Origin of the sequence: Halorussus litoreus (assembly GCF_003382685.1) — an archaeon.
GTDB classification, from domain to species: domain Archaea; phylum Halobacteriota; class Halobacteria; order Halobacteriales; family Haladaptataceae; genus Halorussus; species Halorussus litoreus.
Window position 1 is genome coordinate 25,885 of sequence record NZ_QLVG01000052.1, and the last position, 16,021, is coordinate 41,905.

The window sequence follows — 16,021 nt, forward strand, 5'->3', positions numbered from 1 at the left end:
GTATGCGAATCGCACTTCTGGGCGGAACCGGTGACATCGGACAGGCGCTGGCGCTTCGGTGGGCGCGGGACACCAACCACGAGATCCTGATCGGCTCGCGCGACCCAGAGCGGGCGCGCACGAAGGCCGACGAGTACGAGACCGAACTCGACAGCGTCGGCGTCGAGCGCGAGGTCAAGGGGTTCGCCAACGAGATGGCGGCCGACCGCGCCGACGTGGTGGTGCTGGCGGTGCCGGCCTACCACGCCCGCGACACTGTCGAGTCGGTGGCCGACCGCGTGGGTGAGGCCGACGTGCTGGTCTCCCCGGCGGTCGGGATGGACCGGGACGACGCGGGCTTCCACTACAAGCCCCCGAAGGCCGGGAGCGTCACGCGGCTGGTCGCCGACGCCGCGCCCGAGGGCGTCCCCGTGGTCGGGGCGTTCCACAACCTCTCGGCCGACCGGCTGGCGAACCTCTCGGTGGACATCGACCTCGACACGCTCGTCGTCGGCGACGACGGCGACGCGGTCGACACGGTGGTCCAGCTCGCGGAGGGCATCGAGGGCCTGCGCGCGCTCCGAGCGGGCCCCATCGCCAACGCGCCGGAGGTCGAGAGCCTGACGCCCCTGCTCATCAACCTCGCGATGGAGAACGAGGGCCTGCACGACGTGGGCGTCACCTTCGAGTAGGCTCTTCTTCCAGTTAGGACCGGCTTACGCCACGCGACACGTTCGCACACGCGAGAAATCCCGCGTTTCGACTTGTCGGTAGTCCGTCTGTTCCACCAGTACAGTTATAGGGATGGTGTGCGTTAGCACACCGTGTATGGCGACCGCACCGACCGGCGACGACATCTTCGACGAGTTCCTGACCGAGCGTGGTCACGAGACCGAGAGCGTCGGCTGGCAGGACGACTACAACAAGAAGCAGTGTCCCGAGTGTGGCGGACTCCACGAGACGTCGGCGACGGAGTGTTCGGTATGCGGTTGGCGACCGTAATCGAGTGGCGTGACTGCGATACGGTTCTCGACTGACCGACCGACTCGTTTTCGAGTACTCGTTCCATCTTTCGACCGCTGAACGACTCCTGACTCCCGACTCCTGACTCCCGACTTCCGGCTACCGACCGGTGAGCGCTCCGCACGGAACGACTCCCGAAATATAATCATCGTTCATTATTTATTCGCTATCTGTCTATTTTCGGCCGACTCGGACCATTTTCCCGCGGTTTCGTCCCTCGTCTCAGTGTCGATAGAAATATATTGTAAGATTTCCGTAGTGCAAGAGGAGAAATGCCAGAGTGTCAGAACTGCGGTTCGTTCGTGACGGACGCGTACGCCCGGGTGTTCACGCCGCGAGGCGTCGACGACCCGCGAGTGTGTCCCGAATGCGAGGACAAGATCCGGGACGGCAGCGAAGTGCGCGAGGCGCGGTCCCCGCGGAACACGTCCTGACGTGCGCCAGAGCGGTCTCCTCGACGCGCGACGCACCGAACACTCCCAACCACCGACAGGATGGCACCGGCCGACGCGTCGCTTCGTCTTCTCCCGGTAAGCGACGCCTTCCGGCCCTGCAGCCGCCGTTTCTCGCGGCGACTCCGATTCACCCCGTTTTATGAGTGCGGGACTCATGTGGTAGGTGTAATGAGTCAGGACACGGCGGAACGAGTGACCCGCCTCTTCGGTGGCCCGGGGAGCGGGAAGACGACCGAACTGCTCGACCGCGTCGAGGAACTCCTCGACGAGGACGGCGTCGGCGTCAACGACATCCTGCTGGTCTCGTACACCCGTGCGGCCGCCAACGAGGTCCGCGAGCGCCTCGCCGAGCGCCGGGACATCAACCCCCGGTCGCTGCAGGGAACGGTCTGTACGATGCACGCGAAGGCGTACGAACTGCTCGACCTCTCGCGTAACGACGTGGTTGGCGAGTCCGCCAAGGAGGAGTTCTGCGAGGAGTACGGCATCGAGTTCGAGGACGAGTACAGCGGTGCCGGCCGCCGAACCGCCCGCTCGACCACGCTCGGCAACAAGATCATCGCCACTAGCCAGTGGCTCCAGCGCACCCGCCGCGACGTGGCCGACTGGTACGACGTCCCCTTCCAGTGGAACGACGAGGAGGTTCGACTGCCGCCGGATATCGACCCGAATTCTAAAGAAGGTAACAAGTACACCCCGACGTGGCCCAGCGACGACGACCGCCTCGACGTGCCGGAGGCTATCCGGGCGTGGCGGACCTACAAGGGCGAGAACGATCTGATCGGCTTCGCGGACATGCTCGAACGCGTCCGCCAGCGCTCGCTCCTCCCGAACGTCGACTACCTCGTCATCGACGAGTTCCAGGACATCACCAGCCTCCAGTACGACGTGTACGAGGAGTGGAAGCCCCACATGGAGCAGGTGCTCATCGCGGGCGACGACGACCAGGTCGTCTACGCGTGGCAGGGCGCGGACCCCAAGCTCCTGCTCGAAGAGGGCGGCGACGACGTCATCCTCGACACGTCTCACCGCCTCCCCTCCGAGATCCTGCGCGTGGTCCAGCAGGAGGTCCGCCACATCGACGAGCGCCAGGAGAAGAACCTCTCGCCGCGCAAGCAGGGCGGGTCGGTCGAGCAGGTCGACAGCCCGTCGATGCTCGAACTCGTCCGGAACGTCCGGTACACGGTCGACGAACACGACGGCACCATGATGCTGCTGTTCCGGGCGCGCTACCAGATGTTCCGGTTCATCGACGAGTTCATCGACGAGGGCATGCCGTTCAAGTGTCTGACCGACCAGCGGATGTGGACCGACCGGCTCCAGCAGTACGTCAGCGCGGTCGAGAACGTCGACGCCGACGAGCCCATCACGGGACTGGAGGCCCGACGGCTCGCGGACATGCTTCAGGACTCGGCGTTCGGCACGAACGAGCGCGACGAACTGTTCGACGCCATCGACGAGCGCAAGGAGGAGGCCGACACCGACGACCTCGCCGAGATCGAGCTCGACCCCGACTTCGTGACCGACTTCGCGCCGTTCATGCCCGGTCCGGCGTCGGCGGCCGACATGGTCCGGAAGGTCACCAGCTTCCAGAAGAACTCGATGAAGGCGTACTTCGGGGGCGACTACGAGGGGATGGCTCCCGACCGCGTGCGCGTCGGCACCATCCACTCCGCGAAGGGTCGCGAGGCCGACCACGTGTTCGTCGCCACGGACCTCACCGAGAAGGTCGTCGAGCAGATGGCCGCCACGGTCGACGAGGCCGACGTTCCCGACGATATCGAGGAGTTCACCTCCACGACCGACCCCGTGCCCACCCTGACCGACAACGAGCGCCGGGTGTTCTACGTGGGGATGTCCCGTGCGCGCGAGCGCCTCGTCGTCATCGAGAACCTCGTGGGCGGCGCGCCGACCCTCCCGGTCGACGTGCTGCTGTACAACGAGCGCAACGACAAGGGCGTCCCGGACGTGCTGGCCGAGGCCGAGGAGCCGCCCGCACAGTGAGTTCCGGGAGGTTTCGACCCCGTCGCTATCCAGCGAGATACTCGCGCAGACAGTCCTCACAGCAGAAGTTGTGCTGGCGGATCGGGTCGTCCTCGGCCTGATAGTGGAGGAGTTCGAAGTGTTCTCCCCGCTTGTCGATCCTGTCGCTACAGTGGAAACAGTCCATGTCATAAGGTTGCACGCGGACAGGGATAAGCGTGCGACCGAATGCCTCGGTTCTGACTTCTCGGTGCCGAACGTCCGCTTCCTCTCACTCCTCGTCGTCGGGCGTCTTGGCGACCTTGCCGACCGCCCGCTCGGCGATGGAGGTCGGCACGTCGGTCGGCGTTGTGAGATACTCCTCTAGTGCGACCATCAGCACTGCCACGACCACGAACCCCACGCCCGCGAGTATTCGGCCGTCGAGCAGGAACTGGAGTCCGAGCAGCCCGACCGGAAGCGCGAACACGAGCGTCGCCGCCAGCTGAATGGTTCCCAGTATACCCGTGCCGGTCATCGTATCTGAGTATCCGTCGCGCCCTCAAAAACCCCGCGGGCGTGAGTCGGTGGGATGGTCGGCTTTCGAGGTGATTCTGTTCCTTCCCTCGAGCGTCTCACCGTCTCTGCTTTTCGGCCCCACGTGAGCTGGACTGTCTACCTGTGGGCGTGCGCTGTTCCGTGCTTCTGACTCGGCGCGCATTTGGGCGCGGCGCACGCGCCGCGCCCTAGCGTGCGAGGGAGGCGGTCGCGTTTATGCGACCGCCGAGGCTGGGGAGGTCTGAGAGGCTCGCTGTCGCGGTCGCGGTGCGGTCTCTCATATGCCTCGGCAGTAGCTAGCTTCACCGTAGATTCGTCTTCTATCGAGGCTGTGGAGCTAGTTACTGCTTGCGCCTCGGCGTGACCGCAACCGCACCGCGACCGCACAGCAACGGACCCTCATACCTCCCCAGCCTCCTGCGGTCCTCAGTCGTCACTGCGCTCCTCCTTGCGGTCCTCGTCCCTCGCGCGCATTGCTCGCGCGCGCCGGGCTGAACGTTGAGTCGGCACGGACGAGATTTCGCTTTTGGCCCTCTAGAGCCGAACCACCTCACCCGAACGCTCTTTTCCACAATCCTTTTCATCCGACCGCACCCACAGATTCGATATGTTTACCGGAATCGTTGAAGAGTCGGGCGGGATAGCCGCGGTGACCGAGGACGAGGACGGACGCAGGCTCCGGATCGAGGCCGAGGAGGTCGCTACCGACCTCGACCGCGGGCAGAGCGTCAGCGTCAGCGGGGTCTGCCTGACTGTCGAGGAGCACGGCTCGGGTTGGTTCGAGGTGTTCCTCGCGAGCGAAACGGTCGAGAAGACGTATCTGGGCAAGGTCGCCCCGGGCGACGCGGTGAACCTCGAACGCGCGATGGCCGCCGATGGCCGCTTCGACGGCCACGTCGTGCAGGGTCACGTCGACGCCACCGCGGAGGTCCTGGACGTGCGAGAAATCGGCGAGGACTGGGAGTACGAGTTCACCATCCCCAACGGATTCGGCAAGTACGTCGTCGACAAGGGATCGGTAACAGTGGACGGCATCAGCCTCACCGTCGCCGAGCGCGGCGACGACAGCTTCTCGGTCGCCATCATCCCCGAGACGCGCAGTGTGACGAACCTCTCGGAGAAGGAGCCGGGCGATCCGGTCCATCTGGAGGTGGACGTGATCGCGAAGTACGCCGAGCGACTGCTCGACGACGCCGGGTTCGAGGTCGGCGACGCCGAGGTTGCGCAGACCCTCGAACACTGACGCTGGGTTTCTCTTTCTGATTTCCGGTTCGATTCCGACCGTCCAAGCGTTTAAATCCGAGGGCGGGACGAAACCGGCCCATGCCCACGCTACTCGGCTACTACGGCTACTTCGACAGCTTTCGATTCGGTTGCCCGGACTCCCTCGACTGCTCGACCCCCCTCCACCGATTCGGGGCCGACGAGCGCGGAATCGAGGGGCTTCCCATCCGACTCGTCATCGCGCTCGTGGTCGGCGTCGCCAGCCTCGGCGTGATGATGAACATGCTCTCGGGGCTCAGCGGTCTCACCGTCACGGAACTCGACGCGCGACCCTCGCCGGACGTGGTCGGGCCGGACCAGCAGGACGTGACCGTCGAGGTGGTCGACCCCGACGGGAATCCCGTCTCGGACGCCACCGTCGTCGTGAAGAGCGCCACCGCGACCATCGACGGCGTGGCGACCGCGACCACCGGTGCGGACGGTACAGCGACCGTCTCCGTCGACCCGGAACTCGGCCCGAACCAGCAGGATGGCACGCTGTCGGTCTCCATCAAGCCGCCCGCCGGGACCGAGTACGCCGACGACCGCGAGAACACCGCGATACTGGTGCTGGAGGGGAAATAGAACGAGAAGGGATGCGGAAGGATGAGACTGGTGCAGTGAACCACTGCGACGGGAACTGCGGTCTCGAAAGCCCTCGGCGACCAAGACAGGCGCGAGCGCGCCTCGCCCTTTCAGTCCGCCAGGGCATAGAATGGCTCACCGAGCGAAACCGGGGTCGGTCAAGCATTTCGGAACACCGCTGAAAGAATCCGCTGCGCCCAACCAAAACTATCAGCTCACGACCCGCGAATCCGGTTCCAGACCGCGACCACGCCCACCAGTAGGCCGAACAGCGCGAGCAGCGTCCCGATGACGAGAATCGAGAGGTTCGGATACGAGATGCGCACGAGGCCGATCAGGAACACCACCGCGAGCAGTCCCGCGAGGGCGTAGGTGCCCCAGCGGCTCCCTTCGTCGTCGGCCGGCGGCTCGCCGAACCCCTCGGGCACGCTCGGCGAGGCGGTCGCGTCCGCGTTCTCGTACGCGGACGCGACCGCCTCGCCGCCGGACTGGAGCCTGGACGTCTCAGTGTCCTCGGACGCGGACGACGCGGCGTCTTCGGACGCGGCTGCGTCCTCGGTGGCGGACGCGTCTGTCCCCTCTGACGTGGGTGTGTCCGATTCCCGGTCGTTCGACGACACGGCTCGGTGTACCGGTCCAGCGGGTAAAAAACGTCCCTATCCCGCAACAGTCGAGGCGGACGCGGCGCGACTCTCGACTACCTGTCCCAGTCGACCGACTCCCCGTCCCCATCCCAGTCGATCCACTCGTGCTCCCAGCCGGTTCGGCGCTCGTGGGCGCGCTCGGCGCGCTCGCGGTCCTCGCGTCGGGTTCGGTTGCGCTCGATGGAGTCGGCCTGCTCGCCTTCCACGAGCAGCGGCGCGAACGCCACGGTGCCGAGCGGGCGGCCAATCGAATCGTTGTTCTGGGCTCCCGGATGGTCTGCTCGATCGTCGGTGGGGTCCGACTGGCCGCCCTCGACCACCGTCAGCGACTGCTCGCCGACGCCCACGGGGATGACCAGCCGGCCCTCCGGCGCGAGCTGGTCGACCAGTTTTCGCGGGGGCTCCGCGGCGGCGGCCTCCACGAGGATGCGGTCGAACGGCGCGTACTCCGGGAGGCCGCCCGCGCCGTCGCGGCAGTCGACGAACACGCCCTCGTAGCCCGCGTCGGCGAGGTTGCCGCGGGCCTCCCACACGACGGTCCGTGTGATGTCGACCGCGTGGACGTTGCGCTCGCCGACGATCTCCGCGAGCACCGCCGCGGTGTAGCCCACACCCGCACCGACGACGAGCACCGAATCGCGCTCCTCGGCGTCGAGCGCCTCCAGCAGTCGCGCCGCGGTGCTCGGCCCGAGCACGCGGGTCCCCCGGTACTCGAACGACCGGTCGGCGTAGGCCAGCCGGTCGTCGTCGACGAACTCGTGGCGGGGGACCGCCCGCATCGCGGCGCTGACGCTGTCGCTGGAGACGACCCCCTTGGCGGGGTGTTCGAGGCTGTCGACCATGTCGTCGCGCAGCACCGCGAGGTCCATGTCGCCACCGTGGAGTCGGAGGGACTTCAATTGACCGGCCGCCGTCCGGCGATTACCTGATCGGGGACGCCCGGCACGTCCCGGACTTCGACGTCCTCGAACCCCGCGTCGGTCAGCCAGTCGGTGAACTGCGCCTCGGTGTACGTCTCGCCCTCGCCGTTCATCGCGAACACGTGCGCGCCGAACAGGGCCGCCTCGTCGGCGCGACCCCGGACGAAGTCGGTCAGGACGAGTGCGCCGCCGGGGTTGAGCGCGTCGTACGCGTTGGCGACGAATTCGCGGGTCCCCGCCCGACCGAGCGCGTGGGCGACCCGCGAGCAGAACACGATATCGAACCTGTCTCCGTCAGAGTTGCCTGCGGTCGGCAACCCCTCCGTCACGTCGCCCGCGACCAGTTCGATAGGTTCGTGTTCGAGGAACCGGCGGTCGATCTCGATCACGTCCGGGCGGTCGAGCAGCGTCACGTCGAACCCCCGGCGGGCGAACTCCTTGGCGACCGTGCCCGGTCCGCCCCCCGCGTCGAGGACGCGCTCGGCGTCGGGATTCCGGTGGACCGCGGCCGTCACGCTCGCCCGAACGCCCGCCGCGTCCCTGTCGGCCATCCCGCCCATGTAGTGTTCGGTCCAGTCGTCGTGGAGCTCCGGCGGTTCGCCCGTCCGCATCGTCTCGGGAAGCTGGAGCCAGAACTCGACGCTATCGATGGTGAGCGGCGCGCTCCCGATGGACCGAACGTCGGCGGTCGCGAGGAAGCCAAGCGCCTCGTTGGTCGGCTCGTAGCGGTCCTGCTCGTCGCCGACGACCGCCAGATAGCCCAGTTCGGCCAGCGCGTCGAGGACGATTCGGGCTGCGCGCTCGGTGACGTCGGTCGACTCGGCGACTTCCGCGGGGGTTCCCGCGTCGGTCGTCACCGCGTCGAGCAGTCCCGTCTCGCGCGCCGCCCGGAGGAGCAGTGCTTCGCGGTAGTCCATACCGGGGCGACGACCGCCCCCGGTTTAATCCTCCTGCATCGAAATCGGTCGTCCGTCTCACTCCTCCTGCATCGGCACGAACCGAACGCGACCGTGAGTCTCCCGCTCCAGCGACCCGTCCGCGCGCTTGCGAGCCCAGACGAGATGCTGGCCCGCGCCTGGGCCGCCCGATTCGAGCGGCCCGAGCAGTTGCCCTTCGGGTCGGACCTGCTCGACCACCGCGGTCGGGAAGTCGCTCGGTGCGGCGGTCAGGTACGCGGCGTCGTACGGCGCGTGCTCGGGCCAGCCGCGGTTGCCGTCGCCGACCCTGACCGAGATCTCGTCGTAGCCGAGGCGGTCGAACCGCTCGCGGGCCTGCCGGGCCAGCGACTCGTGGTACTCCACGCTGTAGACGTGCTCCGCCCCGACGACCTCGGCCGTGACCGCGGCGTGGTAGCCACAGCCGGTGCCGATTTCCAGCACGCGCTCGCCGGGCGCGAGGTCGAGCAGGTCGACCATCGCCGCCACCATGTGGGGCGCGCTGATGGTCTGGTCGCGCCCGATGGGGAGCGGGCGGTCCTCGTAGGCCCGGTCGCGCCGGTCGGGGGGCACGAACTCGTGGCGCGGGACCGCCCGCATCGCCGCGAGCGTCGCGTCGTCGAACGCCTCCCGGCGCGCGACCTGCTCGACCATCCGGTCGCGCGCTCGCTCGTAGTCGGTCGCTCCGTCTTTCTCTGTCCCGCTCCCGTCGTCCCCTCCCCCGAACATGCGTCTCACCCGGCGGGGATCACCACGCCGACCACGCCGTCGAGGTCTCGTCGTCGGCGTACACTCGCTTCACGTCCTTCGCGAACGCGACGTCGCCCTCCTCGCCGAGCGGGTTGAAGTCGTAGCCACTCGCGTCGTCCCGGACCGCGACGGACTTGACCTCGAACTCCTCGTCGCCGAACTCTTCGGTCTCGCCGACCGTGAACTCGTAGTCACCGGGCACGCTGATCTGGACGCTCCGCGAGTCGTCGTTGCGGCCGTCCACGGGATTTACCGTGACGTTCACGCGGACGTTGTCGACCGCGCGGGTCCAGAACGTCTCCACGTCCTCGACCTCCGCCTCGTCGCGCCGGACCTCGTCGCCGAGCTGGAGGTCGGTGATGCGCACGACCATGATGGCCTCGGGCGTGTCGAGCACGAACTCCTCGCCGACCGCGACGGTCTCCTCGGGCGGGGCCTCCACGGTGGCGGTGAACGACTCGCCGTCCTGGGACACCACCACGTCGCGTTCGACCTCCTCCTCTCGCTCGATAGTCGTCTTGTGGACGTGACTGCACTCCGTGCAGCGCACGGTGACCTGTCCGCTCCCCTCCGAGAGCACCTCGTGGACCGTCTCCACGTCGGGCGAACACGAGGGGCAGGTCGCCGCGACGCGCTCCGCTGTTTCGCTCATATCGGTCGAGTACGTACTGCGAGCGTAAAAACGCGTGGAGTTCTCGGTCCTTGGAATCGAACCCTCGGTCGCTCGTCCTCGGAGAACCGTTCGGTCCTCGGAGAGAAACTCAGTCGTCGGCGGGGACCGTGCCGGTCCAGTTCGCGTCGGTCGTGGGGGTGTTCTCGTCGAGCGCAGCCCGTTCGCCGCTCGTTTCGTTCGAAACGCTCGCGGATTCTTCGGGCGCGTTCGCGGTCGTTTCGTCAGTTCGGTCGTCTCGGCCGTTCTCGTCCCCGCTCGGCGGGGCTGTGTACATGATGCCTCGGCTTGCACTTCGGTAGGTCATCGTTGTCAAAGCGTGTGGTCTGTTCTCACTGAAAAGGATTCCCCTGCCAGTCTTAATGGTATATTATCACGATTAAGGTGTCAAAGGCCGAGTGAAAGCCAGATAATTGGTACTGGGCCCCAAACGCCGGGGCATGGACGGAGAGCGCGACCCGGTCGCGGAGGGCACGACCGACTCCGCGGACCTCTACGACGTGGCGACGTGGGAACGACGAAGCTGGCTCGATGGCCTCTCTTCCGGCGTCTACTGGCTGTTGAGCACGGCCGCACCGTACGTGGTTGCGCTGTTCGCGCTGGTGATCGTGCTCGGTGAACTGGTGCTGTTCGGAGTCGCCGCGATCTCGTACCAGAACCCCGTCATCGCGGCGCTGGTCCTGCTGTCGGTCGTCCCGGCGTTCGGACTGGCGGCGTACATCTGGTACGCCGACGTGACCACCTCCGAGCCGGTGTCGCTGCTCGCACTGACGTTCCTGCTCGGCGTGGTGCTGGCGAGCTTCGCGGCGGTAGTCAACACCCTGTTTCAGCCCCTGTTCACGCTCGTCCCGGTCGTCGGGACGGTCCTCTTCTTCGTCGTCGTGGTCGCGCCGATAGAGGAGACGGTGAAGTGGCTCGCGGTCAGACTGTACGCGTTCCGGAGCGACCGCTTCGACGCGGTCATCGACGGTGCGGTGTACGGTGCGATGGCGGGGCTGGGCTTCGCAACCATCGAGAACGCCATCTACATCACGCAGGGGCTGGGCGAGGCGTCGACCATCGGTTCGGACGCCATCACCGCCGCGGGACAGACTGCCGCGGCTCGCCTGCTGGCTGGCCCGGGTCACGTCATCTACTCGGCGTTCGCGGGCTACTACCTCGGGCTGGCGAAGTTCAACCGCGAGAACGCGGGCCCCATCGTCATCAAGGGGCTACTCATCGCGGCGTTCATCCACGCGCTGTACAACAGCATCGTGACCTACCTGCCGGACATCGTCGAGTTAACCGGGCTCGCCATCCCGACCGGCGTGGCCTTCCTCGGTTTCGTCCTCGTGTACGACGGAGCGTTCGGCTACCTGCTCTACCGGAAGATCGCGCGCTACCGCAACGCCTACCGGCAGGCCGACATGAACCGGAGCGTCCGGTTCGATGACGGCGGAGCGCCCGCCGACGAACTGGGCAACCGGCCGGACGCCGACGCGCAGGCGGTCGATTCCGAGGAACAGCCGACCGAGAGCCCACACCGCGACGGCGAGTCGGCCCGCGCGGAGCGCTCCGACCGCGATACGGAGTAATCTCGCGCTGGAATCGCGACTCGTCTCCCTCACCCACCTTCGAAACCCGCCGTGCCAAGCTTCAAGTACCAGAACGGGACGAAACCGGCCCATGACTCACGTCCTCGGTCGCCGCGACTCCGATGGCTCTACTGCTGATGATTCGAACCCCGACGACTCCCCGCCCGCACCCGCCGCACGCTTCGGCCACTACCGGGCCCGCGACGGGAGTTCCGGAGCCGAGGTCCGGATCGACTTCGACCGGCCCCACGTCGGTCTGATCGTGGGCAAGCGCGGCTACGGCAAGTCGTACACACTCGGCGTGCTCGCCGAGGAACTCGCCCGTGCGCCAGGAGTCGCGCCGGTGGTCGCGGACCCGATGGGTATCTTCGGGTCGCTGGGCGACCTCGGCGCAACCGTGGTCGAGCGCCCGTGCGTGACCGCCGCCGCGCTCGCGCCGCAGGCGTGGTGCGACCTGCTCGGACTGGCGGCCGACTCCCCGGCGGGCGCGCTGGTGTGGCAGGCCGCGGCCGCCCGCTCGACGCTCGCCGGAATGCGGGCGTTCGTCGCGGACGCCGACACGAAGGCCGACCGGACTACCCGCCGAGCGGCCGACAACCACCTCGCGCTCGCCGAGTCGTGGGACGCCTTCGCGCCGGAGGGCCTCACTGCCGAGGACCTGCTCGACTCGCCGTCCGCCGTCGGGACCAGCGCGGGCACGGTGCTGGACCTCTCGGGATTCGACCCCGCGCCCGCGAACGCCCTCGTCCGCGCGGTCGCGGGGAGCCTCTACGACCACTGCGTGCGCGAGCGCCCCGACTGGCTGCCTTGGCTGCTGGTCGACGAGGCCCACGCCTTCTTCGCGGGCGACGCTGCGCGACCGCGAGCCGGCTCGCGGTCGCGCAGCGTCGCCGCTCCCGCGCTCCGGACCGCGGTGACGCGGGGCCGCCAGCCGGGGCTGAGCCTCGTCGCGGCGACCCAGCGCCCGAGCGCGCTCCCGCCGGTCGCAATCTCGCAGGCCGACCTGTTGGCGGCCCACCGGCTGACCTCGCGGGCCGACCTCGACGCGCTCGCCGCGGCCCGGCCCACCTACCTCGGCGCGTCGTTCGAGGAGCGCCTACCCGACGCGCGGGGCGAGGTCCTGCTGGTCGACGACGCCACCGAGAGCGTCCACGCGGTCCGGGTCCGCGAGCGCGAGACGCCCCACGGCGGCGCGAGTCCGCGCGCTTCGGCGCGCGAGTGACCCGGCTCCTACTGGCGAGGGTTCGCCGGAGTCGAAACCGGTATCTCGGTCGCCTGACTCGTCCGAGACGAGACTCGAATGGCCGACCTCGACCGCCTCGACCCGCTCGCGCTGGTCGCCCTCGGCGGGTTCGCCGGGGCTATCACTCGGTACGGCGTCACGGTAGCGCTCCCCACTGGCTTTCCGTGGGGCACGCTCGCGGTGAACGTCGCGGGGAGCTTCGCGCTTGGCGTCCTGCTGTTCGAGGAGCGGCTGGTCGGCCGCCTCGGCGAGCGCGCCCGACTGGTCGCGGCCACCGGCTTCCTCTCGTCGTTCACGACCTACAGCACGTTCGCGACCGAGACGGCCGCGCTCGCGCCGACGCTCGCGGTTGCGAACGTCGGCGCGAACTACGTGCTCGGATTCGCGGCGGTGCTCGCGGGCCGCGCCGCGGTTCGCTCGCTCGCAGCGTCGGAGGTGCGGGCGTGATGGCGGGGAGTGTCAAAGCGGTGTGGGAGGTGATACGATGAACACTGCCGTCGTCGTCGGCGCAGGCGGGGCGCTCGGCGCGCTCGCGCGGTTCGGCGTCGGCTCGCTGCTTCCCGGCGAGACGACCGACACCCTCGCGGTGAACGTCCTCGGGAGCTTCGCGCTGGGCGCACTGCTGGCCGGATTCGGCGAGGAAGCCGGCCTGCTGGCGCTGCTCGGAACGGGCTTCTGCGGGGCGTTCACGACGTTCTCCAGCTTCGCGGTCGAGACCGTGGACCTGTACGAGCGCGGCGAGCGGCGGACGGCGGTTTTCAACGCGGCGGTGAATTTAGCGGGTGCGCTCCTCGCGGTCGGCGTCGGCGGCTGGATCGGGACTGCGTTCGTCGGGTGACTTCGGCCGGGCCCCGTGGATACCGGTCGGCCTGTCGCTCGCAGTGGCTCGATGGCCCGCGGAGTGGTGTCTTCCCGCAGATACGTCGCAAACTTTAGTATGGAGGAACGAGGTTAGGAAATCGATGCCACTGCGTCCCACCGATACCGACGTTCTCGCGGATATCTGCACGTCGGTCGCGCTACAGAACCACGGGTTTCTGTACGTCGACCGGGTCGGCGACGAGATCCGGTCGCAGTACGAGAGCTCGGACACCGGCGCGCTGAAGGCCAGTTCGCTGTCCCGGACGGACATCAAGAAGGCGATGGACGACATCGTCTCCGACGAGTACTCCGAACTCCAGCGGCTCCGGACCGGGGTGTACTACTACGACCCGTTCGGAACCGGCGACAACCGGGAGATAACCGCGGAGCTGACCGCGCTGTTCCGCCAGCAGCTGGTTGTCACCAGCGAGAAGCTCCGGTCGCGCTTCGAGGTCGCCATCGACGACATCGACTTCTTCACCGAGGAACTCGAAGACCGGCGACTTCTCAAGCGCGTCGCGGCGGGCGAGCGCGACTACTTCACCATCGGCTCGCAGCTCAAAGAGCAGGCCGGGGAAGCGGGCGTGGAGGCGCGACTACAGGAGAAAGCGACCTACGGGAAGCTTTCCCACGACCAGCTGGAGAAGGTCATCAACGTCTCGGCGACTGCCGACGTCATCCGATATCTGGAGGCCGAAGGGTTCGTCATCGACCTCGACGGCGAGTACCTCGTCCAGAGCGACGAGGCCATCGCGGAGTTCGGCGCGTACCTCGCCCGCCAGATCGGCGACGACGTCGCGACCGAGTTCGAGTCCTCGGCGTATCTCCTGCCGGCCGAGGAGTTCTCCCAGCTCGTCGAGAACGAGGTCTCCGAGCGCTCGGACGTACTCGCGCAGGCCCGCGAGGTCCGGGGCGACGTGCTCGACGCGACCGAGGACGCGCTGGCCGACGATCTCGGGCTGGAGGAGGACGCGCCGGTCGTCCGGCAGGGCGACGAGTTCGAGGCGTACGTCGACCGCCGGGCCGAGGAGATCCAGCGCGAGGTCACCAGCAGCGACGAGCGCCTCGCGACCGAGTCGGACTTCCACGACGTGGGCCACCCGATGATCGAGGAGATCCACGTCGGCACCGCACAGCAGGCCAACGAGTACGCCCGGGACGCCATCCGCGACCGGTTCGACGAGATGGTCGCCGACCAGTTCCGGGTCGGGACCTCCGAATCGTGAATCGAGCGACCGATAGCCGATCTACGTAACGATGCCACGCAAATACCGAAACTTCGAATCGACCGAGATGCAGGACGGAGAGTACGTCGTCGCGGAGCCAGTCAACCAGACCGACGAGGCGGTCCGCCTCGAAGCCGGCTGGTTCGACACCGAGGACGACATCGAGGGCGAGTGGGAAGAGCCCATCGGCGCGATCATCCGGAGCGACCTCACCGACGGGATGTCGCTGTCGGAGGGCACCGGCACCATCGCCAGACAGCAAGCAGTCGAGAACCTCGACGAAGCCACCAAGGGCGGCGAGCAGATCGTCGCCAACGAGGCCGAAGCCGAGGCCCTGCTCGACTACTTCGCCGAGAACGAGGTGGTCGAACTCGAGGGCAACGACGTGGTCCTTCTGAAGGACCCCAACGAGGTGTCGGGCGAGATGGTGCTCAACTGGGCCGCGGCGATGAGTGCCTGCGTCGACAAGATCGACGAGACGATGGACCGGTTCGAGCGCGCCAAGGACAAGCTCCAGAAGCACATGGACAGCGTCGACGCCGACCCCCAGCGCACCGAGGAGCTGATGAAGGAGAAGGCCCAGGAGCTGATGGCGCTGGGCGGCGGCTCAGGATTCCCGGACCGGAGCGACCTCTCCGAGCAGGAACGACAGAAGTACGACGTGCTCAAGGAGGACTTCGTCTACTACAAGAAGCTCAACGAGGCCGAACAGGAGAACGTCTCGACCGCCCAGAAGGGCATCGACGAGATAAAGCGCATGATCGACAAGCTCGAGGGAGCCCGTAGCACGCTCGACCAGAAGCAGGGCGAGATCAGACAGCGGGCGCTCAAGGAGCGGGTGTTCCCCGAGAACGACGTCGACATCGCGATGAACATGGGCGAACTCGTCACCAGTCTCACCGGCGTCGGCAGCATCGAGGACGAGGCCGAGGACATGTCCGAGGACGACCTCGAGAACGCCGTCACGGACATCATGAGCGACACCCAGAGCCTCGATTCGGCCGTCGACGACATCGTCGGCGAGGAGATGGAGGAGGAGGGACAGACTACCGACTTCGCGGTGTAGCATGCAGGCCCAGTCGCTCCTCGGCAGCGCACGGGTGATCGACCGGCGGCTGGAGGACCTCCTGTCGGCCAACCGGTTCGCCGAGGCCCCGGAGCCGTGGACCCACGCCGCGGCCATCCGCGACACGCTCGGCGACGTGGCCGAACAGCTCCGCGCGAGCGTCCCGCTCCCGGCCGCGAGCGACGACCCGGACGACCGCGACGAGCAATTCGTCGGCCTGCTCGACGCCCTCGCCGCCGATTTCGACCCGAGGGTCGAGCAGGTCGCGGCGGTCGCGCCCGCGTCGTCGCCGCGCGGCGACGACGCG

At 67.7% G+C, this 16,021-nt stretch carries 21 protein-coding genes; 13 read left to right on the forward strand and 8 right to left on the reverse strand.

The genetic code is table 11. From position 1 onward, the window contains the following. Positions 1–2 precede the first annotated feature (2 nt). The 4 genes from npdG (at position 3) to DPQ64_RS15385 (ending at position 3,461) form a co-directional block, all read left to right on the forward strand. Positions 3–671 carry an NADPH-dependent F420 reductase gene (gene npdG / locus DPQ64_RS15380; RefSeq protein ID WP_115865197.1) on the forward strand — a complete coding sequence of 223 codons (669 nt, stop codon included), beginning with the start codon at positions 3–5 and terminating at the stop codon, positions 669–671. Between the two features lie 136 nt (positions 672–807). Next, a complete protein-coding gene (locus DPQ64_RS19320; protein ID WP_198662154.1) occupies positions 808–981 on the forward strand; it encodes an HVO_0416 family zinc finger protein in 174 nt (57 codons plus the stop codon). 293 nt (positions 982–1,274) lie between these two features. After that, positions 1,275–1,436: a DUF7563 family protein gene (locus tag DPQ64_RS19325; RefSeq protein ID WP_198662155.1), complete on the forward strand. Its 162-nt coding sequence runs from the start codon at positions 1,275–1,277 to the stop codon at positions 1,434–1,436. A gap of 189 nt (positions 1,437–1,625) precedes the next feature. After that, complete coding sequence (locus DPQ64_RS15385; protein ID WP_115865198.1) at positions 1,626–3,461, forward strand: UvrD-helicase domain-containing protein; 1,836 nt, start codon at positions 1,626–1,628, stop codon at positions 3,459–3,461. 25 nt (positions 3,462–3,486) lie between these two features. On the opposite strand, the gene DPQ64_RS18935 is transcribed toward DPQ64_RS15385, so the two are convergent. After that, positions 3,487–3,627 (reverse strand): hypothetical protein, encoded by a 141-nt coding sequence (locus DPQ64_RS18935; protein ID WP_157971744.1) that lies wholly within the window; start codon positions 3,625–3,627, stop codon positions 3,487–3,489. A gap of 84 nt (positions 3,628–3,711) precedes the next feature. Then, positions 3,712–3,957 carry a DUF7533 family protein gene (locus DPQ64_RS15390; RefSeq protein ID WP_115865199.1) on the reverse strand — a complete coding sequence of 82 codons (246 nt, stop codon included), beginning with the start codon at positions 3,955–3,957 and terminating at the stop codon, positions 3,712–3,714. Positions 3,958–4,584: 627 nt separating this feature from the next. Here DPQ64_RS15390 and DPQ64_RS15395 point away from each other — a divergent pair. Next, a complete protein-coding gene (locus DPQ64_RS15395) occupies positions 4,585–5,220 on the forward strand; it encodes a riboflavin synthase (RefSeq protein WP_115865200.1) in 636 nt (211 codons plus the stop codon). Positions 5,221–5,300: 80 nt separating this feature from the next. Further along, positions 5,301–5,825: an Ig-like domain-containing protein gene (locus DPQ64_RS15400; protein ID WP_115865201.1), complete on the forward strand. Its 525-nt coding sequence runs from the start codon at positions 5,301–5,303 to the stop codon at positions 5,823–5,825. Between the two features lie 215 nt (positions 5,826–6,040). On the opposite strand, the gene DPQ64_RS15405 is transcribed toward DPQ64_RS15400, so the two are convergent. The 6 genes from DPQ64_RS15405 to DPQ64_RS15430 form a co-directional block, all read right to left on the reverse strand. After that, complete coding sequence (locus tag DPQ64_RS15405) at positions 6,041–6,445, reverse strand: hypothetical protein (protein WP_115865202.1); 405 nt, start codon at positions 6,443–6,445, stop codon at positions 6,041–6,043. Between the two features lie 77 nt (positions 6,446–6,522). Next, positions 6,523–7,338, reverse strand: coding sequence for a protein-L-isoaspartate O-methyltransferase family protein (locus DPQ64_RS15410; protein ID WP_115865215.1), 816 nt, complete (start codon positions 7,336–7,338; stop codon positions 6,523–6,525). Positions 7,339–7,364: 26 nt separating this feature from the next. Next, positions 7,365–8,306: a class I SAM-dependent methyltransferase gene (locus tag DPQ64_RS15415; RefSeq protein WP_115865203.1), complete on the reverse strand. Its 942-nt coding sequence runs from the start codon at positions 8,304–8,306 to the stop codon at positions 7,365–7,367. A 57-nt stretch (positions 8,307–8,363) separates the two neighbouring features. Next, positions 8,364–9,053 (reverse strand): protein-L-isoaspartate(D-aspartate) O-methyltransferase, encoded by a 690-nt coding sequence (locus tag DPQ64_RS15420; RefSeq protein WP_115865204.1) that lies wholly within the window; start codon positions 9,051–9,053, stop codon positions 8,364–8,366. 19 nt (positions 9,054–9,072) lie between these two features. Continuing rightward, positions 9,073–9,726, reverse strand: a complete 654-nt coding sequence (locus DPQ64_RS15425) for an HVO_0476 family zinc finger protein (protein WP_115865205.1) — start codon at positions 9,724–9,726, stop codon at positions 9,073–9,075. Positions 9,727–9,835: 109 nt separating this feature from the next. Further along, positions 9,836–10,051 (reverse strand): hypothetical protein, encoded by a 216-nt coding sequence (locus DPQ64_RS15430; protein WP_115865206.1) that lies wholly within the window; start codon positions 10,049–10,051, stop codon positions 9,836–9,838. 133 nt (positions 10,052–10,184) lie between these two features. Between DPQ64_RS15430 and DPQ64_RS15435 the strand changes: the two genes are divergently transcribed. The 7 genes from DPQ64_RS15435 to DPQ64_RS15465 form a co-directional block, all read left to right on the forward strand. Further along, positions 10,185–11,318, forward strand: coding sequence for a PrsW family intramembrane metalloprotease (locus DPQ64_RS15435; RefSeq protein ID WP_115865207.1), 1,134 nt, complete (start codon positions 10,185–10,187; stop codon positions 11,316–11,318). A 91-nt stretch (positions 11,319–11,409) separates the two neighbouring features. Next, positions 11,410–12,540, forward strand: a complete 1,131-nt coding sequence (locus DPQ64_RS15440; RefSeq protein ID WP_115865208.1) for an ATP-binding protein — start codon at positions 11,410–11,412, stop codon at positions 12,538–12,540. Between the two features lie 78 nt (positions 12,541–12,618). After that, positions 12,619–13,008 carry a fluoride efflux transporter CrcB gene (crcB, locus tag DPQ64_RS15445; protein WP_115865209.1) on the forward strand — a complete coding sequence of 130 codons (390 nt, stop codon included), beginning with the start codon at positions 12,619–12,621 and terminating at the stop codon, positions 13,006–13,008. 37 nt (positions 13,009–13,045) lie between these two features. After that, on the forward strand, positions 13,046–13,399 hold the full coding sequence (locus DPQ64_RS15450; RefSeq protein WP_115865210.1) for a fluoride efflux transporter FluC: 354 nt from the start codon (positions 13,046–13,048) through the stop codon (positions 13,397–13,399). A gap of 124 nt (positions 13,400–13,523) precedes the next feature. Beyond that, positions 13,524–14,648: a hypothetical protein gene (locus tag DPQ64_RS15455; protein ID WP_115865211.1), complete on the forward strand. Its 1,125-nt coding sequence runs from the start codon at positions 13,524–13,526 to the stop codon at positions 14,646–14,648. Between the two features lie 31 nt (positions 14,649–14,679). Continuing rightward, positions 14,680–15,714 carry a hypothetical protein gene (locus tag DPQ64_RS15460; RefSeq protein WP_115865212.1) on the forward strand — a complete coding sequence of 345 codons (1,035 nt, stop codon included), beginning with the start codon at positions 14,680–14,682 and terminating at the stop codon, positions 15,712–15,714. A 1-nt stretch (position 15,715) separates the two neighbouring features. Further along, on the forward strand, positions 15,716–16,021 hold a 306-nt coding region (locus DPQ64_RS15465), incomplete at its 3' end, for a hypothetical protein (protein WP_198662156.1).